Annotated in this window: 17 protein-coding genes and 1 pseudogene; 10 read left to right on the top strand and 8 right to left on the bottom strand. The window is 60.2% G+C overall.

Annotated features, from left to right (window positions below; translation table 11 throughout):
- Both Uis1B_RS05895 and Uis1B_RS05890 read left to right on the top strand, forming a co-directional pair.
- Window positions 1-694 (top strand): RpiB/LacA/LacB family sugar-phosphate isomerase (locus tag Uis1B_RS05895; RefSeq protein ID WP_279324938.1); only part of this gene is annotated, 694 nt, incomplete at its 5' end.
- Window positions 695-989: 295 nt separating this feature from the next.
- Window positions 990-1646, top strand: coding sequence for a GntR family transcriptional regulator (locus Uis1B_RS05890; protein ID WP_165782750.1), 657 nt, complete (start codon window positions 990-992; stop codon window positions 1644-1646).
- A 90-nt stretch (window positions 1647-1736) separates the two neighbouring features.
- On the opposite strand, the gene Uis1B_RS05885 is transcribed toward Uis1B_RS05890, so the two are convergent.
- The 8 genes from Uis1B_RS05885 to dnaA form a co-directional block, all read right to left on the bottom strand.
- The gene (locus Uis1B_RS05885; protein WP_243390275.1) at window positions 1737-2909 is read right to left on the bottom strand and encodes an alpha/beta hydrolase; all 1173 of its coding nucleotides are present in this window, start codon (window positions 2907-2909) and stop codon (window positions 1737-1739) included.
- A gap of 210 nt (window positions 2910-3119) precedes the next feature.
- Window positions 3120-3704 (bottom strand): DUF3566 domain-containing protein, encoded by a 585-nt coding sequence (locus Uis1B_RS05880; protein WP_101616457.1) that lies wholly within the window; start codon window positions 3702-3704, stop codon window positions 3120-3122.
- A gap of 23 nt (window positions 3705-3727) precedes the next feature.
- A complete protein-coding gene (gene gyrA, locus Uis1B_RS05875) occupies window positions 3728-6385 on the bottom strand; it encodes a DNA gyrase subunit A (RefSeq protein ID WP_423734867.1) in 2658 nt (885 codons plus the stop codon).
- Window positions 6386-6569: 184 nt separating this feature from the next.
- Window positions 6570-8609 carry a DNA topoisomerase (ATP-hydrolyzing) subunit B gene (gene gyrB / locus Uis1B_RS05870; protein ID WP_279324939.1) on the bottom strand — a complete coding sequence of 680 codons (2040 nt, stop codon included), beginning with the start codon at window positions 8607-8609 and terminating at the stop codon, window positions 6570-6572.
- Window positions 8610-8959: 350 nt separating this feature from the next.
- On the bottom strand, window positions 8960-9517 hold the full coding sequence (locus tag Uis1B_RS05865) for a DciA family protein (RefSeq protein ID WP_243390274.1): 558 nt from the start codon (window positions 9515-9517) through the stop codon (window positions 8960-8962).
- Window positions 9514-10845, bottom strand: a complete 1332-nt coding sequence (recF, locus tag Uis1B_RS05860) for a DNA replication/repair protein RecF (RefSeq protein ID WP_101616451.1) — start codon at window positions 10843-10845, stop codon at window positions 9514-9516. The genes Uis1B_RS05865 and recF overlap by 4 nt, the downstream gene beginning before the upstream one ends.
- Window positions 10846-10989: 144 nt before the next feature.
- Complete coding sequence (dnaN, locus tag Uis1B_RS05855) at window positions 10990-12114, bottom strand: DNA polymerase III subunit beta (protein ID WP_101616449.1); 1125 nt, start codon at window positions 12112-12114, stop codon at window positions 10990-10992.
- Window positions 12115-12614: 500 nt separating this feature from the next.
- Window positions 12615-14327: a chromosomal replication initiator protein DnaA gene (gene dnaA, locus Uis1B_RS05850; protein ID WP_101616447.1), complete on the bottom strand. Its 1713-nt coding sequence runs from the start codon at window positions 14325-14327 to the stop codon at window positions 12615-12617.
- Between the two features lie 401 nt (window positions 14328-14728).
- Between dnaA and rpmH the strand changes: the two genes are divergently transcribed.
- The 8 genes and pseudogenes from rpmH (at window position 14729) to Uis1B_RS05810 (ending at window position 21599) form a co-directional block, all read left to right on the top strand.
- Entirely contained in the window at window positions 14729-14863 is a 135-nt protein-coding gene (rpmH, locus tag Uis1B_RS05845; protein WP_093961566.1) for a 50S ribosomal protein L34, read from the top strand.
- Between the two features lie 41 nt (window positions 14864-14904).
- Window positions 14905-15339: pseudogene (gene rnpA / locus Uis1B_RS05840) on the top strand (ribonuclease P protein component); the annotation flags it as partial.
- Window positions 15340-15484: 145 nt separating this feature from the next.
- A complete protein-coding gene (yidD, locus tag Uis1B_RS05835) occupies window positions 15485-15805 on the top strand; it encodes a membrane protein insertion efficiency factor YidD (RefSeq protein ID WP_101616465.1) in 321 nt (106 codons plus the stop codon).
- Window positions 15802-16830 (top strand): membrane protein insertase YidC, encoded by a 1029-nt coding sequence (yidC, locus tag Uis1B_RS05830; RefSeq protein ID WP_101616443.1) that lies wholly within the window; start codon window positions 15802-15804, stop codon window positions 16828-16830. Before yidD ends, yidC begins: the two co-directional genes overlap by 4 nt.
- Window positions 16831-17266: 436 nt before the next feature.
- On the top strand, window positions 17267-17866 hold the full coding sequence (locus tag Uis1B_RS05825) for a Jag family protein (RefSeq protein WP_101616441.1): 600 nt from the start codon (window positions 17267-17269) through the stop codon (window positions 17864-17866).
- A 350-nt stretch (window positions 17867-18216) separates the two neighbouring features.
- Window positions 18217-18879, top strand: a complete 663-nt coding sequence (gene rsmG, locus Uis1B_RS05820) for a 16S rRNA (guanine(527)-N(7))-methyltransferase RsmG (protein ID WP_101616439.1) — start codon at window positions 18217-18219, stop codon at window positions 18877-18879.
- Window positions 18880-19251: 372 nt separating this feature from the next.
- Window positions 19252-20244, top strand: coding sequence for a ParA family protein (locus tag Uis1B_RS05815; protein ID WP_101616437.1), 993 nt, complete (start codon window positions 19252-19254; stop codon window positions 20242-20244).
- Window positions 20244-21599, top strand: a complete 1356-nt coding sequence (locus Uis1B_RS05810; protein WP_101616435.1) for a ParB/RepB/Spo0J family partition protein — start codon at window positions 20244-20246, stop codon at window positions 21597-21599. Before Uis1B_RS05815 ends, Uis1B_RS05810 begins: the two co-directional genes overlap by 1 nt.
- Window positions 21600-22281 lie beyond the last annotated feature (682 nt).

The following is a 22281-nucleotide window of genomic DNA, read 5'->3' as shown; positions in this document are numbered from 1 at the left end:
CCGGCATGCCGGCGCGTCAACCATATTTTCACCGATTCGGAAAGGAAACACCATCATGCGCATCGCTTTGATCAACGAGAACAGCCAGGCCGCGAAGAACGGCCTGATCCACGAGGCCCTGGGGAAGGTCGCCGCCGCCAAGGGCTTCGATGTGGACAACTACGGCATGTACGCGGCCGACGACGCCGCGCAGCTGACCTACGTGCAGAACGGCGTGCTCGCCGCCGCGCTGCTCAACTCGGGGGCCGCGGACTTCGTGGTCACCGGCTGCGGCACCGGCGAGGGCGCCATGCTCGCGCTCAACAGCTTCCCCGGCGTCATCTGCGGGCACGTCGAGGACCCGCTCGACGCGTACACGTTCGCGCAGATCAACGACGGCAACGCCATCGCGATCCCGTTCGCGCTGAAGAACGGGTGGGGCCAGGAGCTGCAGCTGGAGTACATCTTCGAGAAGCTGTGGCTCGAGGAGCCCGGTTCCGGCTATCCCAAGGAGCGGGTCGTGCCCGAGCAGCGCAACAAGCGGATCCTGGACGGGGTGCGGGCGGCCGCGTTCCGTCCGCTCGTGGACATCTACCGCGACCTCGATCCCGAGCTCGTCAGGGGCGCGTTCGCGGGCGAGCGGTTCCGCGGGCTGTTCGAGGCGCACGCCCAGCCGGGCGAGGTCAAGGACTACGTGCTCGGCCTGCTCGACTAGGCTCCGGCGTCGGCGGCCGGTCCGTTCCCCGTGGCGTGTCCCTGCGGCACGCTCCCCGGAACGAACCGGCCGCCGCGCGTTTGGCTTGTTTTTCCGACGGCCCCACAACGCAAACCAAACGCAACAACACACACAACGCATGCGCCATTTATGGAAATTGTTGGCTTTCGATTAATGCATGCAGCATGATTTAGGGTATATAAATCCGTATATCATGCAATATGTAGTAAGCCGTCTCCTGCATGGGGGGGGGCAGGTATTACACGAACATCATGCTGTATATGAAAGGGCCGCAATGAGCGAAAGCAAACGAGATCTTGCCTATAACTATCTGCGCAAGCAAATCGTGTTCTGCGAGCTCCGGCCCGGCGATCTCATCGACGAGAAGCAGATCACCGAACAGCTCGGATTCAGCCGCACACCGGTTCGCGAGGCCATCAACAAGCTGGCGGAAGAGGACATGCTGCGCATCTTCCCGCGCAAGGGCATCGTCGTCAGCCAGATCTCGCTGAAGAACCTGCAGGACATGATCGAAAGCCGTCTTCTCATCGAGCCGTATCTCATCCATCAGGCGTTCCCCAGCCTCGACCGGGATTCCCTGCTTCACTTCCGCGAGGCATTGCAGCGCACGGGCACCGACAGCGGCGACATGAAGGATTCCATCGAAGACGACTTCGACTTCAAGTTCCACATGTATTTCGCCCAGAAGGCGAACAACAAGTACCTGGAGAATCTCATGTCCACGCTGCTGGCCCTGAGCCAGCGCACGCGCGTCTTCCTGCCGTGGTCGTCCGAACGCATCTCCGAATCATTGGAGGAGCATCTGAACATCATCGACTGCGCGATGAAGGGCGACGAGGAGGGTACCGTGCAGGCCGTGCGCCAGCATCTTCAGCATTCGCGCGAAGGCTATCTGCACGTCTTCCAGTCACACAACGATTTCTTCGTCTGACCTTCGGCATAGGCGGTACGGACCCGCATCACCGCTGGCCGTAGCCACCGGCCGTAGCGGTCTTGTCAGACGCCGCTCACACGCCGCCGCTCACACGCCGCCGCGCGGCCCGGCCACACGGTCCAACGCGGCCTTAAGCTCGGCGCGATTCAGCACGTACGTGCTGTCGATCGGCGACGACCATGCGAACCGGTCCGCCCACAGCGCCACCGACGCGAAGTAATGCCGGCGCTGCTCCGGCTTCGACATCGAAAGATCGTGAATGCCTCCGTCGATGATTTCGATGGTGATGAAACCGCCGAGATTCAGCGCATTCTGCCGGATCGCCGTCACGTCGAGCACCGTGTCGGCTTCGCGCATCGCCTCGTCCCATCGGGATTGGATCATCGTGCGATTCGAGGTACACACCAGCACCGGCACATCGATCCCAAGCCCGCGTGTGACTTCCTCCTGTCCGTTGTAAATGGCGTTCATCCATCCCGCACGACTGAGAAACTGCCGTTCCTCGGGTACCGGCGACGAATCCTGATACGCCCACTCACCGCCCTGATCCGACCACAGCACACGACCGTAGAATCCCGGATCGGGAATCGGGATCACGGTTTTCCCGCCGGTCAGGCCGAATCCCTTGACAACCGGCGTGGTCATCATGCGGGTGAAGCGATTGCCCTGCAGTTCCAACCACGGCGAGTTGAGCGCCAGCGCCGTCACATGATGAGGATGCTCGTTGGCCAGCCACAGCGATGCGGTGAGCCCGCCCGTGGAATGGGCCAGCGTCAGAATGCGCACATCGTCGCCAAGCTCATCGACGATCACATCGCGCAGCGCATCGAGCTCGGTGAAGTAGTCATGCAGATTGGTGATGAACCCGGGCGTCTGACCGTCATGCAAAGACCGTCCGTATTTTCGCAGGTCGACCGCATAGAACGCCACGCCCAGCGCCTCCCAGAACTCCGAAGCGTGTTTGCGATAAAAGTAATCGTTCCAGCCGTGTACGTAGAGGATCGCGGCGGGGGAGTGATGCAGATTCGCGTTCGCCCATCGACGCCACCGCATACGCCATGTCAGCTCATCGGGATTCTTGCGCACGAACGTGGCGGTGATCTCGCCTTCGTCGTCGGACCCCAGATGCAGCGTACGCTGCTGGTATCCGTCGATCACGGTGTCGGGAATCCAGTCGTCGAGTCGCCCGGCCTCGGATTCACCCATCGATCCGGACGCGGATTCACTCACCGTTGCAGCCGCACTCATCGTTGAAGCCATAGCGATCACATCCCCTTTCCGTACCAAGGGTAAGCGTTTCACCGGCCGATCGACCACCGACAATTCCCGTCACGATGTTGAGTAAGCAGCGGTGAGTACAGCGGCATTGGACTACACCATCGTCGGGATGATCGGATAACGAAACAGCGCCTCCCGAAGGAGACGCTGTTCACAAGTCGGATATGCGGATCAACCGATCAGTCGGATCGATCAGTCGTCGCCGAGCGTGACGTGCAATCCACCGACCAGCGCACTGGTGATGTTGTACAGGAACGCACCGATGGTGGCCAGTACCGTGATCAGCACGATTTCGAAGATCGAGAAGATCGTGGTGGCGCTCAGCACCTTGCCGATGCCCAGAATGCTGGCGATGTCGAATCCGCCGGAGTCCTTCAGACCGGTGGAGTCGATCAGCTGCGTGATGTTGTCGAACAGACCGATCGCGTTCAGCAGCGCCCAGATCAGGGCGACGGCGACGATCTGGATGATCGCGCCGGCGATGGACAGCAGGAACGACACCTTGGTGACCGACCACGGATCGATCTTGGTCAGCGACAGCTTCATGCGGCGGGCGCGGGGGACGCTGGACTTGCGTTCGGACGGCTTGGCGATCTTGCTGGCCGGCTTGAATGAGGCCGGTGCGGGCTCGGCGGAGCCGGACGCCTCACGAGCGCCCCCATCCTCGGCGATCAACGGCCTCGGCGAGGATGCGGTGGAGCGGGACGTACGGCCTTTGCCGACGTGTTCTTCCGGGAACTCCATGCCCTCTTCGTTGGGCAGTGATTGTTCGCTCATCAGATCTCCTTCAGATTTCGCCATCACTCAGCGCTGTCAGCAGCTTCACTGAGGTTATCAGCATTTTCGGACGTGGTTTCCTGTGCGGACGGCGCTTCCACCGTTTCACCATCGTTGCCCGCGGAAGTGGCGGAGGCACCGTTTTCGCCGTCCTGCGACGCATCGGCATCCTCCTCGTCCTTCTCCTCGTTGCGGGCGATGGAGATGATCTCGTCGCCCTTGTCGGGCTTGGCGAGCGTCACGCCCTGGGTGTTGCGGCCGGTGCGCTTGACCTCGGCCACGTCGGAACGGATCACCTTGCCGGACTTCATGATGGCCATGATCTGATCGTCCTCGGCAACGATCACGGCACCGACCAGCGATCCGCGTCCCTCGGCCAGCTGAACGGCCTTCACGCCGTATCCGTTGCGCCCCTGCAGGCGGTATTCCGAAATCGCGGTGCGCTTGGCGAAGCCCTCGTCGGTCACGACGAGCAGATCGCCGTCGCTTTCGTCGCCGACCACATCCATGGCCAGCAGCTCGTCGCCGTCACGGAACTTCATGCCCTGCACGCCGGCGGTCTGCCGACCCATCGGACGCAGCTGATCGTCATCGGCCTTGAACTTCAGGCTCATGCCCTTGCGGCTCACCAGAATGATGTCGTCGATGGAGTTGCACAGCGAAGCGCCCACCACCTCATCGGTGACGCCGTCTTCGGATTCCATCAGTCGGATGGCGATCAGGCCGCCCTGACGCGGCGAATCGTAGTCGGCCAGACGGGTCTTCTTCACCTTGCCGCTGCGGGTGGCGAGCACCAGATAGTCGGCCACCTCGTAGTTCGGGATCGACAGCACCTGCTGGATCTTCTCGTCGGGAGCGAGCTGCAGCAGGTTCGCCACATGCTGGCCCTTGGAGTCGCGTGCGCCCTCGGGGATCTCATAGCCCTTGATGCGGTACACCCGGCCCGCGTTGGTGAAGAACAGCAGCCAGTTGTGCGTACTGGTGAGGAAGAAGTGGTCGACCACGTCGTTCTCACGCAGCTTGGCGCCCTTGATGCCCTTGCCGCCGCGATGCTGGGCGCGGTACTCATCGGCCTTGGTGCGCTTGATGTAGCCGGAGTGCGTGACGGTGACCACCACGTTCTCCTCGGCGATCAGATCCTCCATGTTCATCTCGCCGCTGAACGGCAGGATCTTGGTGCGACGGTCGTCACCATACTTGGCCACGATCTCGTCCAGCTCGTCGCCCACGATCCTGCGCTGGCGCTCCGGCTTGGCGAGGATGTCCTCGTAGTCGGCGATCTTGCGCATGAGCTCCTCATGCTCGTCGAGGATCTTCTGACGTTCGAGGGCCGCGAGCCTGCGCAGTTGCATGGCCAGAATCGCGTCGGCCTGAACCTGATCCACGTCCAGCAGCTCCATCAGGCCGGTTCGGGCGGCGTCCACGTCGGGGGAGCGGCGGATCAGCGCGATGACCTCGTCAATCAGATCAAGGGCCTTGAGGTAGCCCTGCAGAATGTGGTCGCGCTCCTCGGCCTCACGCTTGAGGTATCGGGTGCGGCGCTCCACCACGTCGAGCTGATGGCCGATCCAGTGGCGGATGAAGGCGTCAAGGCTCAAGGTGCGCGGCACGCCGTCGACCAGCGCCAGCATGTTCGCGCCGAACGTCTGCTGCAGCTGGGAGTGCTTGTACAGGTTGTTGAGCACCACCTTCGGCACGGCGTCGCGCTTGAGTACGAGCACGAGTCGCTGGCCGGTACGGCCGGAGGTTTCATCGCGCATGTCGGCGATGCCCTGGATCTTGCCGTCGCGCACGCCTTCGCGGATCGAGGCGACCAGACGGTCCGGGTTCACCTGATACGGCAGTTCGGTGACGACCAGGCACAGACGGCCCTTGATCTCCTCGGTGTTCACCACGGCACGCATGGTGATCAGACCGCGGCCGGTACGATACGCCTGCTCGATGCCCTTGCGCCCGAGAATCGTCGCGCCGGTGGGGAAGTCCGGTCCCTTGATGATGCCGATCAGCGCGTTGAGCAGCTCCTCACGGCTCACGTCCGGATGATCGAGCGCCCAGTGCACGCCTTCGGCCACCTCGCGCATGTTGTGTGGCGGAATGTTGGTGGCCATGCCGACGGCGATGCCGGCCGAGCCGTTGACCAGCAGGTTCGGGAAGCGTGCGGGCAGCACCTTCGGCTCCTGGGTCTTGCCGTCGTAGTTCGGGGCGAAGTCGACGGTGTCCTTGTCGATGTCGCGCACCATCTCCATGGCCAGCGGGGCCATGCGGCATTCGGTGTAACGCATGGCGGCGGCGGGGTCGTCGCCGGGGGAGCCGAAGTTGCCCTGACCGTCCACGAGCAGGTAGCGCATCGACCACGGCTGGGCCATGCGGACCAGGGTGTCGTAGATCGCGGAATCGCCGTGCGGATGGTACTTACCCATCACCTCGCCCACCACGCGGGCGCACTTGCTGTATCCACGGTCGGGACGGTATCCGCCGTCGTACATCGCGTAGATCACACGGCGATGCACGGGCTTCATGCCGTCGCGCACGTCCGGCAGAGCACGGTCCACGATCACGCTCATGGCGTATGCGAGATAGGATTCGCGCATTTCCTGCTGCAGATCACGGCGCTGGATGCGCTCTCCGGTCATCAGACCGTAATCGGTGTTGTCGGCCTCCTGCGGGCTGAGCGGCTCCATCGAGCCGTCCGGCACCGGCTGGGCGCCTTCGTTGTTGTTGCTGTTGTCGTCTGCCACGTTTCGTTCCTTGCTAGGTATGACTTGCCGAATATCACGTATCCGGCCCGCTCGGGTTATGTGCGATATGTGCGGTTCCGGCGCGACCGCCGTTCAGGCGGCACGGTCGCGCCGGAGGGGCCGGACGCTAGGCGTCGATCCAGCTGACGTTGCGGGCGTTGCGCTGGATGAACAGACGGCGGGGTTCCACCTCGTCGCCCATCAGCATCGTGAACGTCTCGTCGGCCGCGGCGGCGTCCTCGATCTGCACCTGCTTGAGGATGCGATGTTCGGGGTCCATGGTCGTCTCCCACAGCTCCTGGTAGCTCATCTCGCCCAGACCCTTATACCGCTGAATGCCTTCGCCCTTCGGCAGCTGGCGGCCCTTGGACTTGCCTTCGGCCAGCACACGGTCTCGCTCGGCATCGGTGTACACGAAGTCGTGCGGGCCCTTGGTCCACTTGAGTCGGTACAGCGGCGGCATGGCCACGTACACGTATCCGGCGGTGATCATCGGACGCATGTAGCGGAAGAACAGCGTCAGGTTCAGCGTGGCGATATGCGCGCCGTCCACATCGGCATCGGCCATGATGATGACCTTGTGGTACCGCACCTTGTTGAGGTCGAAGTCCTCGCCGTAGCCGCCGCCGACCGCGGTGATCAGCGATTCGATGGTGTCGGACTTCATCATGCGGTCGAGGCTGGCCCGCTCGGTGTTGAGGATCTTGCCCCTGAGCGGCAGGATCGCCTGGGTGATCGGATTGCGGCCCTGAATGGCGGAGCCGCCTGCAGAATCACCCTCGACGATGAACAGCTCGCACTCCTCCGGATTGCTCGACTGGCAGTCCTTGAGCTTGTCGGGCATGCCGGCCGATTCGAAGATCGACTTGCGGCGGGTGCTTTCGCGGGCCTTCTTCGCGGCGATGCGCGCGCGACTCGCCTCAATGCCCTTCTGGATGATCATCTTCGCGGAGTTCGGATTCGCGTCGAACCAGTCGCCCAGCTTTTCGGTCATCACGCGCTGCACGAAGGTCTTGGCCTCGGAGTTGCCGAGCTTGGTCTTGGTCTGGCCTTCGAACTGCGGGGTGGTGAGCTTCACGGAAACCACGGCGGTGAGGCCTTCGCGCACGTCGTCGCCGGAGAGGTTCTCGTCCTTGTCCTTGAGGATGTTCTTCTCGCGGGCGTAGCGGTTGACCAGCGAGGTGAGCGCGGCGCGGAAGCCTTCCTCGTGCGTGCCGCCCTCGGTGGTGGAGATCGTGTTCGCGAAGGTGTGCACCGATTCGGAGTAGGCGGTGGTCCACTGCATGGCGATTTCGGCGGAGATACCGATCTTAAGATCCTCGGCGGAGAAGTCGATGACCTCGTCCACCACGGGAGCGGCCTTCTTGGCCTTCACCATGTAGTCGACGTAGTCCTTGATGCCGTTCGGGTACTGGTAGGAGACGGTGCGGTGCAGCTCCTCGGTCACGTTCTCGCCGTCGCCGGCCACCTCGTCACCGGCCTGATCGACCTCTCGCAGATCGGTGAGGGTGATCTTCAGACCCTTGTTGAGGAACGCCATCTGCTGGAAGCGGCTGCGCAGGGTCTCGAAATCGTAGGTGGTGGTTTCGAAGATCGCCGGATCAGCCCAGAACGTCACCGACGTGCCGGTATGCTCGTCCGCGCCCATCGGCTCGGCCTGCGCCAGACGGCCCTGCGGCTTCTGGTCGATGTAGGTCTGCTTCCAGTGGAATCCCTGACGGCGGACCTCGACGTCCACGCGGGTGGACAGGGCGTTCACCACGGAGATGCCCACGCCGTGGAGGCCTCCGGAGACCGCGTATCCGCCGCCGCCGAACTTGCCGCCGGCGTGCAGCTTGGTCATCACGGTCTCGACGCCGGAGATGCCTTCGCCGGGCACGATGTCGACGGGGATGCCTCGGCCGTCGTCCACCACGCGGATGCCGTTGTCGGGCAGGATCGTCACTTCGATATGCGTGGCGTAGCCGGCCAGAGCCTCGTCGACGGAGTTGTCGACGATCTCGTACACGAGGTGATGCAGACCGCGCGGACCGGTGGATCCGATGTACATGCCGGGTCGGATGCGCACGGCCTCCAGACCTTCCAGCACCTTCAGGTCACTGGCGTCGTAGTGTTCGGGGGCCATGGTTCCGTCCAGCTGGCCGTCCTGGAGATCCTGGGCATCGATCGTATCGTCGGAGTGTTCCTCGGATTGCTTGGTATGTGCTGCTTCTTCGTTGAGATCGGCTTCGTTGTTGAGATCGGGCGAATCCTGGGTCTGGTCTGCCACCAACCTGTCCTTTCCTAATAGCCCTATACATCAGGCGGTTAGGTTGACGTTTCCCCCTCGAATCCAAGACGTTTTCATGGGTCTCACACTCAAAAACGCGAAATATGGGGCTGTACGCGCGCTAACCATTCTGGAAATAGGGTACTAGGCAATAGGGACTTTATACGCTCACAGCGGCATCTTGCCGTATCGTCCATACGCCGTCCCGGATTCCGCACGACTACGTAGCGAAGCGGCCTGGAACCGCATCAGAACCTGCCTCGCGGACGCCACTGCCCGGTGACGCGATCGTTACCGCCGTGCTTGAGGGTGTCGGTGCGGGGACCGGTGACGACGATGCGGTCCAGCGGCATGCCCGGCAGACGTGAGGCGATCTTCTCCTGTATCCGGGGAATCATGTACGTCAGCTGAGTGGCCCATACCGGGGACTGGGCGCGGATCGTCAGCACACCGTTGGAGTACGAGGCGACGTAGGAGTGCCCGGCGATGGCCCGCCCCACCACCTGATCCCAGTGCCGTCCCAATTGGGCGATCATCAGATGCGGACGCCAGTTGCCGTTCGTCGCCAACGCGTCGATCACCGATCCGAGCGTATTGGGATCGCGGCCCGGCTTGCCGAAATTCAGCCATGCCTGTTCGGCTCGCGCGCGACGCTTCGCGATGCCGGCCGCACGCTTGGTGTACCGCTCGAAGACGGTGGCTTCGAGCTTGCGTGGGTCGAGATGCAATGTCTGGGCGATGGGCGGCCGGAGTACGTGGCTGCGGCCGTTCGCCGGGGCGGGAAGCGAGGGGTCCGCGGCCATCATCTGCCCTCCGCGGCGTTCCGCCCGGCAATGTTCCGCCCGGCACCGTTCGACCCGGCAATGTGGTCGGCGTTCTGCGAGGCGACGAGATCGGCCACGTCGATGCGATGGGCCTCCAGCCCCTGAGGCATATCGGTTTCGGCGGCCATGGTGATCAGCGCCTGATGCTGATGTCCGGCGAAATCCACGATCTGCCGGCGGCGGGATTCGTCCAGCTGTGCGAACACGTCGTCGAGGATCAGGATCGGATCGTCGCCGCGCTCGGCCTTGATCACCTCGAACAATGCCATCCTCATCGCCAGCGCCAACGTCCACATTTCGCCGTTCGAAGCGTAATCCCGTGCGTTCATGCCGTTGAGCCGCACGATCACGTCGTCCCGGTGCGGGCCGATCAGATTGCGCGCCTGCGCCACCTCTCCGGGATAGATGCGCTGGAAATGACGGCTGATCGCCAGACGAATCCGATCATCCGCGGACGACACCCCCCGTCCGGATACCGTCCCGCCGGATTCCATACCCCCTTCACCGTCGAGGCCTTCATCGTCGACGTGTTCGCCGTATGCCGGAACCTCCTCGAAGCTCGGCGCATACACCAGTTCGGCGTGATGCCGTTCGCCGGCCAGATCACGGTAGATCCTTGCGAACGGCGCGTTGAGCAGATCGATGAACCGGCTGCGCTGGCGAGTGAGCTCCACACCGGCGTCGATGAACTGGCCGGTCCAGACCTCCAATCCGCTCATCGCGGCGGCCATCGGGTCATACGCAGGCTGATCGAACCCGGAATCCGCGGAACCGGCACTTTGCATACCGACCGCACGCTGCTGCTGGATCTGCCGGAGCAGCGCGGCACGCTGCTTGCCGATCTGATTGAATCGCTGCAACACGTCGTAGTAGCCGAACAGCAATTGCGATGCCGACTGGTTCACGAAGCCTCGGCGTGTGGCAGGATCCCCGGCGATCAGCCGCTGATCCTCGGGGGAGAAGGTGACCGTGGGCACCTTGCCGACCACGTCTCGCATATACAGCGATTTTCCGGAGTTGATTCGGGCACGGTTCGCGCCGCGCACCGGAATCGAGACCTCATAGGTGGTGACGGCATCGTCGTCGGTCACGTTGGCTCGTACGGTGGCCTTGGCGGCGCCGGAACGCACCAGAGGAGCCGACGAGCTCGCACGATGACTGCCGCCCGTGGACAGCACCTCCAACGCCTCGACGATGTTCGTCTTCCCGAGGCCGTTCGCGCCGACCAGCAGGTTCAGTCCCGGTTCGAAATCGACCACCATCTGCCGCCAGGAGCGGAAGTCATCCAACGCCACACGCGAAACGAACATTATGAATGTTACCTTTTATTGGTTTCCGGTTACTTTCCGGTGGGTGCGAACCAACCAAACCGATGTGACATCTCACATCGGTTGATGCGTTTCATCTCGTTGATCATCTCGCTGAGTTCGGCGGTTCGCACCCGGTAGGGGGGGTCAGTCGGTGAAGCGCATCGGCACCAGCAGGTAGCGGTAGTCGAGCGATTCCTCGGAATCGGCCTCCTGCTGTCCGTTGAATTCCACGGCCTTGACCGCAGTGGTCATCTTCATGCGAATGAACGGCTCGGAAATGGCGGAAAGGCCGTCGATCAGATAAGCCGGGTTGAAGGCGACGGTGATGTCGTCGCCGTCCATATCCACCGACAGCGATTCGGTGGCCTGGGATTCGTCGGCGGCACCGGCCGACAGCACCACTTCGTCTCCGGAGAACGCCATGCGGATCGGAGCATTGCGTTCGGTGACGATGGCCATGCGCCGGATGGCATCCAGAAGCAGCTGACGATCGAGCACCGCATGAATCGGATATTCATCGGCGAACAGGCGATCGACCGCAGGGAATTCACCGTCGATCAGCTGGGCGGTGGAAATGCGGCCGGCGTTTTCGAAGCCCATCAGCGAAGGCTTCTCGCTGTTGAAGTCCAGCACCACATTCTGATTGGTGTCAAGGGATCGGGCGACATCGCGGAGCAAAGAGCCGCGAACCAGAGCGACTGCTTCGAGATCGGGATTCTCCGGGCTCCAGGTGAAGCTGGCACGGGAAAGACGGAAGCGATCGGTGGCGGTCATCACGACCTTGTCGCCGGTGAACGACATCTTCACGCCGGTGAGTACAGGGCGTGTCTCCTCGCGGGACACCGCCACGGATGCCTGGGTGATCGCGTGAGAGAAGGTGTCGGCGTCGACCTGACCGAGTTTGGTCGGGACGATCGGAAGATCGGGGTATTCGGTTTCCGGCATCAGTTGCAGGGAGAACGAGGATTTGCCGGAAACCACGTTGAGTTTGGATCCTTCGGTGCTCAGGTATGCCTTTTCGGCGGGCAGGGACTTGGCGATATCGGCGAGAAGCTTGCCGAGGACGACTGCGGTTCCCGGTTCATCGATGCCTGCCTCGATGTGGTGACGTGCCGAAACCTCATAGTCGAACGCCGAAAGCTGAAGCGTTCCGTCGATTGCCTCCAGTTTGACCCCGGAAAGAATGGGGGTTGCCGGACGGACCGGGATCACGCGCGAGGTCCATGCCACGGCGTCGGCCAGCGCCTGCGAATTGATTTCTGCCTTCATTGCTTGTTGTTCCTTGACATAGTGAATGCACTGAGGTGCGGTATGTTGCTGGGTTTCATTCTATCCATGCTTTTGGGTTATCCCCAGACTTGTGCTGCCTGCCTGATTGAGATGGTTGCTGTTCTATGTAGATAACCAGATATTCGTAATCATAAGCCCTGTGGAAAATGTGGATAAGTCCGCGGACCGTTGAGTTGGCAAGCTTCGCTGCACCTGCAGGAATGTGGATAACTTTTTCATGGGGTGTGGATAACTACCGAGGTTATGCACACTTGCACGAAACCCTTGATTTTTCCCCAAAAACAGCGTGTTTATCCACGGGTTATCCGCGGGTTTTCCACCGATTTTCGAAGGTTATGCACGGGCTTATCCCCGGAATGTGGAAAACCATGTGGATAACTTTCCGCATCTTCCTCTCCGCTCGGGCGTGTTTCGCTCATAAAAAAAACCGGCGACCATACGTCGCCGGAACGTAGTTTGACGAAACCATGTGCTTCGGACTACTCGGACTTGTGGCGCTTGATCCTGCTGGTGAGCTCGGTCACGTAGTTGTACACCTCCCGTTTCTGAGCCATGCCGGACTGGATCTTCTTGTACGCGTGCATCACCGTGGAATGGTCTCGGCCCCCGAAGATCTCACCGATATCAACCAGCGAAAGGCTGGTCATCTCGCGGGTCATGTACATGGCGATCTGACGGGCCAACGCCACGTTCTTCGCCCTCCACGGGCCGACGAGATCGTCGAAGGTAAGCTGGAAATACTGGGCCACCTGGGTGATGATGTCGGTGGGTTTGATCTCCACTTCGGTGGTGAAGAAGTCCTGCATGGTCTGCTCCGCCAGCACACGGGTGACCGGCTGATCGTTCAGCGAGGCCATGGCGGTCACGCGAGTCAGGGCGCCTTCCAGCTCCCTGATATTGTCCGTCACCTGTTCGGCGATGAGATCAAGCACATCGTTGGGGATGTTCAGCCCCCCTATTTCGGCTTTCATGCGGAGAATCGCCACACGGGTCTCCCGATCCGGCGGCTTGACGTCCACGGAGAGGCCGGAATCGAATCGGGAGATCAGACGGGCTTCGAATCCCTTAAGGTTCTTGGGGGCCACGTCGGAGGCTATGACGATCTGCTTGTTGGCATCGTGCAACGCATTGAACGTGTGGAAGAACTGTTCGAGCGTCGCCTCCTTGCCGCCGAGGAACTGGATGTCGTCGATCAGCAGCACATCCACCTCCCGATACCGACGGTTGAACTCGGCGATCAGGCCGTTGGCCTGGGCCTCGCCCTGCAGCGATTCGATGAACTCGTTGGTGAACTCCTCCGAGTTGACGTATCGCACCTTCAGCGAAGGGTCCTCGCGCAGCGCGTAATTGCCGATGGCGTTGAGCAGGTGGGTCTTGCCCAGTCCCGAGCCGCCGTAGATACACAACGGGTTGAACGCGCGTCCGGGCGCCTCGGCCACGGCCAGCGCCACCTGCCGTGCGAAACGGTTGGAATCGCCGGGCACGAACGTCTCGAATGTGGCGTTGCGGTTGAGATGGGTCTCCTCGTCCCGGGCCACCTTCGGCCCGCCGGTGGGCACGCCGGGAACGGGAATCACGGGAGCCGGCTCACGCTCGGCCTCGATGATCGTGGGCTGCATGAACTCGCCCGTCTGCGGGAATCCGTTCTGCGCGAACCCGTCCGACATGGGCACGTCGATCGGCAGCGTGTCCTGACTGTGCTGCCCGGCACGCCGACCCTGCGGCATGCGAGTGTTCTGCCCGCGTGCCGCGAATCCTCGCGGCGCAGCGTTCTGCTCCAGCCCTGCTCTGCTCTGCGAAGGGGGCTGCGAAGAGGCTTGCGATGAATCGTAGCCTTGGTTTCGCCCTGCACCTGGCTGGGTGGCAGTCTGCTGGGACGTCTGCGATTTCTGAGTCTTCTGTGTCTTCGAAGGTCGGTTCTGTGGCGTGATCTTAATCAGAGGAGTAAGCGGCTGCCCCCCGTTCGCCAGTTGCAGGGCGCGCTGCACCACCTCTTTGTTCTCGATGGTGTGACGGGTGTGCTCGTTGGACGCGTTCAGCACGATCATCGAATCGAACAGGCTCTCGGCCTCGATATCGTCCACGCAGCTCAGGTCCCGCGGGCTCAGCGACTGATCATGAGCAAGCAGATCGCGGGCCACTGCCCAGATGCGACGTGCGTCTTCGGCCGGTGATCCGGTTTCCTGTGCCATGCGGGTCCCTCCTTGTCATGATTGCCAACGGGTCATGCTCGACCTTCGTGATTGAATACAGACACACATTTATACGCCCTTCGACAAAAGTTATCCACAAGCTAGCGTGTTGAAAACATTGGATTTTGAATGACAAACGTGTAGTTTGTGGATAACATGGGTACAAATTGTGGATAACTCAACGGGCGATATCGTTGAGTTTTCAACGGTATCGGAAAATCCGCCAACTTATCCACAATTGGCGATGTGGAAAAATGTGGATAACGTGAATAACGTGAATAACTTTGCGGATAGTCGGTATGATATTGCGGTTTGACTCGTTCGCGCGGTGTGTGTACATTAGAAAAGCTTGACTCATGAGGAGCCGTGCTTTCGCATGGCCAAAAACCGGGAGCATAACTATGAAGAGGACATTCCAGCCCAACAACCGTCGTCGTCACATGAAGCACGGATTCCGTGCCCGCATGCGCACTCGTTCCGGCCGCGCCCTGATCAACCGTCGTCGCGCCAAGGGCCGCAAGGTTCTTTCCGCCTGAGAACGACGCGACGATAGTACAGACGGTCATCCGGTCTTCCAGTGGAACGGCTGAAAAGCCACCGCGACTTCGTCACGGTGCTTAGAAAACGGACCAAAGCATCCAGCAAGGATCTTGTGGTCCATTTTCATGTTCGCGCCGATGACGATGATTCCGCCGAGCCCGAGGCCCAGCGGAGTGCCATGCAGAACGCCGTGCGAGGCGAGTCGGACGGACATCGATTCCCGCGGCCTCAGACACGGCAACGGCAGGTTCGGCGACTGGGACTGGCCGTTGCCAAAAACGTCGGCCATGCCGTCACCCGCAATGCGGTGAAGCGCAGATTCCGTGTATTGGCACGGCGATATGAAGATCTGCTGCCGTTCAACTGCGACGTGGTAATGCGCGCGAAGCCGTCCGCGGCCAAGGCGGATTTCAGCGCTCTCGATGATCAGGTTCGTCAGACCTTCACCAGGGTTGCCGACAAGGCGGCGAAGCGCGCACGCATACAGCGGGGGAGCGGATCGGACAAGCCGTTCCGTACCGGCGGTTCCGATCTCGGTCGGACGGAATCCGCCGGCTCCTCCTCGGATCTCAACGATGCGGGAAAGCTGGCCTGAGATGGGCATCGTCGCGCGCGGGATGGCAGGGGCGATCCGCTGGTATCAGCGTCGGATCTCCCCGTTGTTCGGCCCACGGTGCCGATATTATCCGACCTGTTCCCATTACGCATATACGGCCATCCTCCGATTCGGAGCATTCCGAGGCGGGCTGCTGGCGGTGATGCGTCTCATGCGCTGCCGTCCATGGAATCGTGGCGGCATCGACGACGTTCCCCAGCGATTTTCGCCGTTCTACCGTTTTTCCTGGTCGAAGGCTCACGAGGAGCCGCGACTCACTCCCCTACCGTCGTTATCATCTACATCCCTACCATCTGAGGAGACTTTGACATGCCACAGATGAATGATCAGGTGTTCTACCTGGATCAGGCGAGCTTCTTTGCGTGGGTCTACAAGATTCTGTATCCGGTCGAATGGCTGATGACGCAGATCCTGTTCTACTTCCATAAGGCGCTCACCTTCATCGGCTTCCAGGACGGCCCCGGCGTTGCATGGGTGCTGTCGATCATGCTGCTCGTGATCTTCGTTCGACTGTGCATCCTGCCGCTGTTCATCAAGCAGATGAACTCCATGCGCAAGTTGCAGGCCATCCAGCCCAAACTGCAGCACATTCAGGCCAAATACAAGGGCAAAACCGATCAGGCCAGCCGTGAGGCGATGAACCGCGAGACCATGAAGCTGTATCAGGACGCGGGCGCGAACCCGATGGGCTCCTGCGTGCCCGCCCTGTTCCAGGGGCCGGTGTTCATGGCCATGTTCTACACGCTGACCGCGGCCCGTTACATCGCCCTCGACAACGGCGCCAAGGAACCGTTCGGTGCGTTCACCGTCGAGGTGGCCAAGCAGATCGAAGGCACCAGCCTGTTCGGCGTCTCGCTGGCCGACATGTTCCCCACGGCCGATACGCACGGCAAGGTGATCATCGGCATCTTCATCGCCCTGATGTGCCTCACGATGTTCCTGTCGCAGTACTACAACCTGCGTCGCAACCTGCCGCGCGCCTCCATGGAGGGCCCGCAGTACAGCATGCAGCGATCCATGGCGTTCATCTTCCCGGTGATGTACATCTTCTCCGGCGTGATGTTCCCCTCCGCCGTGCTCGTCTACTGGCTGACCAACAACCTGTGGACGCTGGGCCAGGTGATCTGGCAGGTGCACAACATGCCGACCCCGGGCTCCCCCGCGCATGAGGCCAAGGAGATCCGCGACCGGAAGAAGGAAGAGGAGCGTCGCGAACGCAAGGGCCTGCCGACCATCGAGGAGGAGGCTCTGGCCAAGGCCAAGGAAGCCCAGGCCGCACAGGCCGAGAAGGGGCATCAGCGTCAGCAGCCGAAGCGCAACCGCAGCAAGCCGAAGAGCAAGCGCTGACGACGGCCATCAGCCCGCACTCGTGCAGCGTCAGAGGTCCGGTCCTCACGGGCTCGTCGACAGGCGCGGCCTCCCAGTCGGGCGGCGCCACCGGGATCACCGGCCACCGGGATCACCGACAGGCGAGCCGGTGGGATGGTGGCCATAGGTCGTCCGTTCTCATAGCTGAAGCTGGCTGTCGCCAACAGACACCTAAATCGTGACTGTGTGCAGCTTCCCCCACTGGGGGAAGCTGCACGGTGACCGAACCCAGACCGTAGAAGCCGATGTGGGCTTCCCCCATTGGGGGAAGCTGGCTGCCGCAGGCAGACTGATGAGGGGGCGGGCACCGCAACCCACGCTCTCCCGCGACACCCGATGACCGCCGGAACGGCCGACTACGTACCTTTATCCGTGTAAGGTAAAGCAATAGTGTGTAAGTATTGAAGGAGTTCCCATGTCCCAGGCTGATGAGAAGACGATCGATCAGCTCAATGATGAAGCTGACATCGCCGCCGATTATCTTGAAGGATTGCTGGACATCGTCGATTACGAGGGCGATATCGAGATGGGCGTGCGCAACAATCGTCCGGTGGTGCAGATCGTTGCCGACGATAATACCGACATCAAGCATCTGATCGGTCGTCACGGTGAAGTGGTCGATGCGCTGCAGCAGCTGACCCGTCTGGCCGTGCAGCAGAAGACGGGAGAGCGCTCCCATCTGATCGTGGACGTGGACGGCTACCTCAAGCGTAAGCGCCAGCGTCTGCGGGACATGGCTCTGGATGCCATCGACGAGGTGCGTGAAACCGGCGAGCCCGTGTCATTGGAGCCGATGAACTCCTTCGAACGCAAGATCGTGCATGATGTGGTTCGCGAGGAAGGCATGAAGTCTCGTTCGCACGGCGAGGAGCCGAAGCGGTACGTGACGGTCTACCGTAAGGCCAATCAGAACGATGAGGGTGCCGACGATATCGTGGACGACGATATCGCCGAAGGTGCGACCGCTGATTTCGATGATCGTGGTTCTGCTTCTCCGGCGGAAGCCGATGAGTGATCGGTGCTGGGATCGGTTCGAGGTGATCGCCGGTTGATGGGATCGGCGTTTACGCAGACAATTGCATAGATTCGTACGGATGAGGGTCGATCGTTTTCCGGATGGAAGCGGTTGGCCCTTTTTCGTATGCCCCTGTTGCACAATGACGCCATATGCCCTGAACCCATATACCCTGCGGGGGTATGTTATCCGGTGATCCGGCTGCGATATTTGAGGTGAACGCGTTGACCGTTATCGGGACGACGGTGGTATGTGCGGATCGACACGTAGACTATGACGATAGAGTTGATGTGATGTTGCGAGTGTGCGTTTGCATACCTCGTGGCATATGGATTGAGACGAGGTGACTGATGACGGATCAGCTTGCGGATTCGCCGCTGCCGAAGCAGGTATTGGGATCGGCCTATGAGCCGATGCGAACGTTCTACGGAAAGCTCGCTGAAGAGGGGGAGCCGCGTGGCTTGATCGGTCCGCGCGATGTGGACATTATCTGGGAGCGACACATTCTCAACTCCGCTGCCGTGGTGCCGTTCATCGTCGAGGCCCTGGGAGCCGATTCGACGGAGAAGGCCGAAGGTCGGCTTGCGGACGTTGGCAGTGGTGGCGGTTTTCCCGGCGTCGTCGTCGCTGCATGTCTGCCTCAGGTGCAGGTGACGTTGATCGAGCCGATGGAGCGTCGCGTTGAATGGTTGCATGAAGTCGTTCAGGAATGCGGACTCGATAACGCGACCGTATTGCGCGCGCGGGCCGAAGAGGTGCAGTTGCCGGGCAAGGGTTTCGATGTGGTGACCTGCAGGGCCGTGGCACCGATGAGAAAACTCGCGGGATTCACCCTGCCGTTGTTGCGTTCGGGCGGACGGTTGGTGGCGCTGAAAGGCCGTTCCGCTCAGGAGGAGATCGAAAAGGGCATGAAGATGATTCTGCGGGCGAAAGGCGTCGACCCGCGCGTGGTGGATGCTCCGGTTGCTCCTGGTCTGGAATCCACGCATGTGGTGTTGGTGGATAAGCGCTGACGTTTCTGATTTTCGGCTCTGTGTTTCACGTGAAACACAGAGCTGTTTGTTATGGGCGGCGGCTTTTGTCGAAGGGGACGGACAGTGAGTTATCCACATTTTTGTGCACAATATTGTGGATAACTTGTGGATTGATTGGGGATAATGTCGGGGTTTTAAAATCGTTGGTATTTCAACGATTTGACGACCTGTGATTTCCTCTTAATATTCACAATTCGGCATTATCAACCGAGTTATCCACATTGTTATCCACATGTATTCACATCTCTCAACATTGCGGGTTTCGACTTGCAATATTGATCTTCACCGACGAAAATTAAAACTCGGAAATCAATGTTTGGATTGATCATCGTCTCGATAGAAAGGCGTAGCATGGCGAATGTTTCACGTGAAACATCTTCCGGAGGGGATAATTCGCACACGTTTGAGAGCACCACAGAGGTTCTGAATCGTATCTTCAAGGACTCTTCGTCGGTTGGGGCGGAGATGCTGGATATCACCCAGCGCAAGTTGCGTCTTGCCGAGGCGGAATTCCCAAAGCCGTCTCGTACGCGAATCATTGCGGTGGCCAATCAGAAGGGCGGCGTCGGTAAGACGACCTCGGTGGTGAATCTCTCTGCGGCCCTTGCCGATGGCGGTAGCCGTGTATTGGTTATTGACCTTGATCCTCAGGGCAATGCTTCCACGGCCTTTAATATCGAGCATCAGTCGGGTACGGATTCCGTATACGATGTTCTGGAGGGGAGACTTTCCATCGAGGATGTCAAACAACCCGCCGATGGCGTCGTGGGTGTTGACGTGGTTCCATCCACGATCGATTTAAGCGGTGCGGAACTGGAAATCGCCTCGCTGGAGAATCGCACCGATCTGCTTCGCGGCGGGATCGAGAGCTTCCTGAAGTCTTCGGAGGAACACTACGACTACGTGATCATCGATTGTGCACCGAGTCTGGGACTGCTGGTGCTGAATGCTCTGTGCGCAGCTCATGAGGTGCTGATTCCGATTCAGGCCGAGTACTATGCGTTGGAAGGTCTTGGCCAGTTGCTGAAGACCATCGGTTTGGTGCAGAGCTCCATTAATCCTCATCTGATCATTTCCACCATGCTCGTTACGATGTTTGATCGTCGTACGATCCTGAGCCAGGAAGTCTACGATCAGGTGAAGGGACATTACCCGGATATCGTGCTGGAGACCACGATTCCCCGTTCCGTCAAAATCGCCGAGGCTCCCAGCTTCAATCAGTCGGTTATCTCCTATGATCCCAATGGTGCAGGTGCGGTAGCATATTCGGAGGCGGCTTTGGAGATCGCGAAGCGTTCCGAGAAGACCCTCGAATCCATCGATGCACAGAGGAGTGGTGAGTAATGGCTGCGCAAAATAGACGTCTCGGCAAGGGGCTTGGGGCGCTGTTTCCTGCTCTTCCCGGAGAGACCCTGAGTCCGAAGGTTTCACGTGAAACATCGAATGCCGACAAGACGGTTGCCGATAATACGCCGGCCTTGACGAAGAAGATCGATGAAGTGACGGCGGCTCCGGCGAAGACGGATGCGGCTCATACGAAGACGGATGTCAAGCCAGCCGAATCGTCATCGAAGAAGGCCAAGCATACCTCGTCAAAGAAATCCGATGCTCCGGCTGGTAGTAAGCAGTCCGAGTCGAAGCGGAGTCGGAAGTCGGAGACCAAGACGTCTGGTCGTGCCGTCATGCCGAAGATCACCACGTCGCATGGTTCCCGTCCGTCGATGCCATCACTTTCGGATTCGGTGAATCCGATCGATATGTTCTTTGGGGATGGCCCTATTGCACCGCCGAAACAAGCGGTCAGCAGTGAGTCGAAAACGAAGGAAGATCAGGCTCGGGAAGAGATGAAGCCGGTTGCCGGTGGATATCTGGCCGAGCTGAATGTCAAGGAGATCGCCCCGAACGATCACCAGCCTCGCACGATCTTCGATGAGAACGATCTCGATGAGCTTTCCCGTTCGATTCAGGAAGTCGGCGTGCTGCAGCCGATCGTTGTGCGGAAGCATGAGGCTGTTCAGAAAGATGGTCGCAAAACCTCCTATGAGCTGATCATGGGGGAGCGGCGCTGGCGGGCCACGCAGCGGGCAGGGCTTGATACGATTCCGGCAATCGTGAAGACCACGGCCGATGATGACATGCTCCGCGACGCGCTGTTGGAGAATCTGCATCGCGTGGCGCTGAACCCGCTGGAAGAGGCGGCTGCCTACCAGCAGATGATCGACGAATTCGGACTGACTCAGGCTCAGCTTTCGCAATCGGTATCGAAGTCCCGGCCGCAGATTGCCAACACATTGCGACTGTTGCAGCTGCCGGCTTCCGTGCAGAAGAAGGTGGCAGCCAATGTGCTTTCAGCCGGTCATGCTCGTGCATTGCTGAGTCTGTCGAGCGCCGATGAGATGGAGAAGCTGGCGGATCGCATTATCGCCGAAGGCCTGTCCGTTCGTTCCACGGAAGAGATCGTGGCGATGCAAACCGCCAAGGATGCCGGTAAGAAGAAGCCGAAAGCACGCAGAAATGTGTGGGCGGATTCCGAAGCGGTACAGACTCTGGAGAATCGATTCGATACCAAGGTGATGATTCGCGGTACCAAGAAGCGCGGCAAGATCGAGATCAACTTTGCTTCCGAAGAGGATTTCGCTCGTATTCTCCAGCTGCTGAACTCGAAGGATGATCAACCGAAATCCGACGGTTGGATCTGACCGGAATAGGGGAGTGCCCGTCTGATTCAGGGGATGTTTCACGTGAAACATCCCCTGAATCATATATGGGCCCTCATCAGTCTCGCTACGCTCGACAGCTTCCCCCAAAGGGGGAAGCCGGAAACGCCTCTGGCGTTTCCTGAACGGACTCAATCCCACAAGAATGGACGGCCTGCGGCCGCTTTATATGCTCACCTGTCGGCCATTTTATCTGCTCGCCTGTCGGCTGCTTTATACGCTCGCCTGTCGGCGAGCCTGAGTCCTAGAAACGCCTCTGGCGTTTCCTTAACGGACTCAGCCTAAACGCCTCTGGCGTTTCCTTAACGGACTCAGCCTGAAAGCCTCTGGCGTTTCCTGACTGGACTCAGCAGGGGGCTTGATTTCGTTATGGTCAATTGCTTGACCATAACGGTCGGCAAACAAGTGTAAGGGACGGGTGCGGATGAGCATGTGAGAACAGTTGACGGACTAGTGCATGGAGTCGGATACGTGGGTGTGACGGAACGTTGATATAAGGATGGTCGCTGCGGCTGAAGATGAAGCCTAGTGCTGACCGATGGGGTAGACATATTATCCGTGATGTTTCACGTGAAACACGCGATCGCGGTTGTTGTACGAGTGGTGTCTCATGCGAGGCCATGAGTGGACTGCAGTGTTTCGCACAGGTTGTTTCATGCGAAGC

Source organism: Bifidobacterium margollesii, assembly GCF_002860355.1.
GTDB classification, from domain to species: Bacteria; Actinomycetota; Actinomycetes; order Actinomycetales; family Bifidobacteriaceae; genus Galliscardovia; species Galliscardovia margollesii.
The sequence above is the reverse complement of the archived record's forward strand: the minus strand, read 5'-3'. Positions and strand labels throughout refer to the sequence as shown.

Bases quoted from the DNA above. Each gene is read 5' to 3' on its own strand.
- Uis1B_RS05815 (WP_101616437.1), top strand. From the start codon at position 19,252: ATGGCGAATGTTTCACGTGAAACATCTTCCGGAGGGGATAATTCGCAC.
- gyrA (WP_423734867.1), bottom strand. From the start codon at position 6,385: ATGGAGCCGCTCAGCCCGCAGGAGGCCGACAACACCGATTACGGTCTG.
- Uis1B_RS05885 (WP_243390275.1), bottom strand. From the start codon at position 2,909: ATGGCTTCAACGATGAGTGCGGCTGCAACGGTGAGTGAATCCGCGTCC.
- yidD (WP_101616465.1), top strand. From the start codon at position 15,485: ATGGCAGGGGCGATCCGCTGGTATCAGCGTCGGATCTCCCCGTTGTTC.
- rsmG (WP_101616439.1), top strand. From the start codon at position 18,217: ATGACGGATCAGCTTGCGGATTCGCCGCTGCCGAAGCAGGTATTGGGA.
- rpmH (WP_093961566.1), top strand. From the start codon at position 14,729: ATGAAGAGGACATTCCAGCCCAACAACCGTCGTCGTCACATGAAGCAC.
- Uis1B_RS05880 (WP_101616457.1), bottom strand. From the start codon at position 3,704: ATGAGCGAACAATCACTGCCCAACGAAGAGGGCATGGAGTTCCCGGAA.
- Uis1B_RS05810 (WP_101616435.1), top strand. From the start codon at position 20,244: ATGGCTGCGCAAAATAGACGTCTCGGCAAGGGGCTTGGGGCGCTGTTT.
- recF (WP_101616451.1), bottom strand. From the start codon at position 10,845: ATGTTCGTTTCGCGTGTGGCGTTGGATGACTTCCGCTCCTGGCGGCAG.
- dnaA (WP_101616447.1), bottom strand. From the start codon at position 14,327: ATGGCACAGGAAACCGGATCACCGGCCGAAGACGCACGTCGCATCTGG.
- Uis1B_RS05825 (WP_101616441.1), top strand. From the start codon at position 17,267: ATGTCCCAGGCTGATGAGAAGACGATCGATCAGCTCAATGATGAAGCT.
- Uis1B_RS05865 (WP_243390274.1), bottom strand. From the start codon at position 9,517: ATGATGGCCGCGGACCCCTCGCTTCCCGCCCCGGCGAACGGCCGCAGC.
- dnaN (WP_101616449.1), bottom strand. From the start codon at position 12,114: ATGAAGGCAGAAATCAATTCGCAGGCGCTGGCCGACGCCGTGGCATGG.
- yidC (WP_101616443.1), top strand. From the start codon at position 15,802: ATGAATGATCAGGTGTTCTACCTGGATCAGGCGAGCTTCTTTGCGTGG.
- Uis1B_RS05890 (WP_165782750.1), top strand. From the start codon at position 990: ATGAGCGAAAGCAAACGAGATCTTGCCTATAACTATCTGCGCAAGCAA.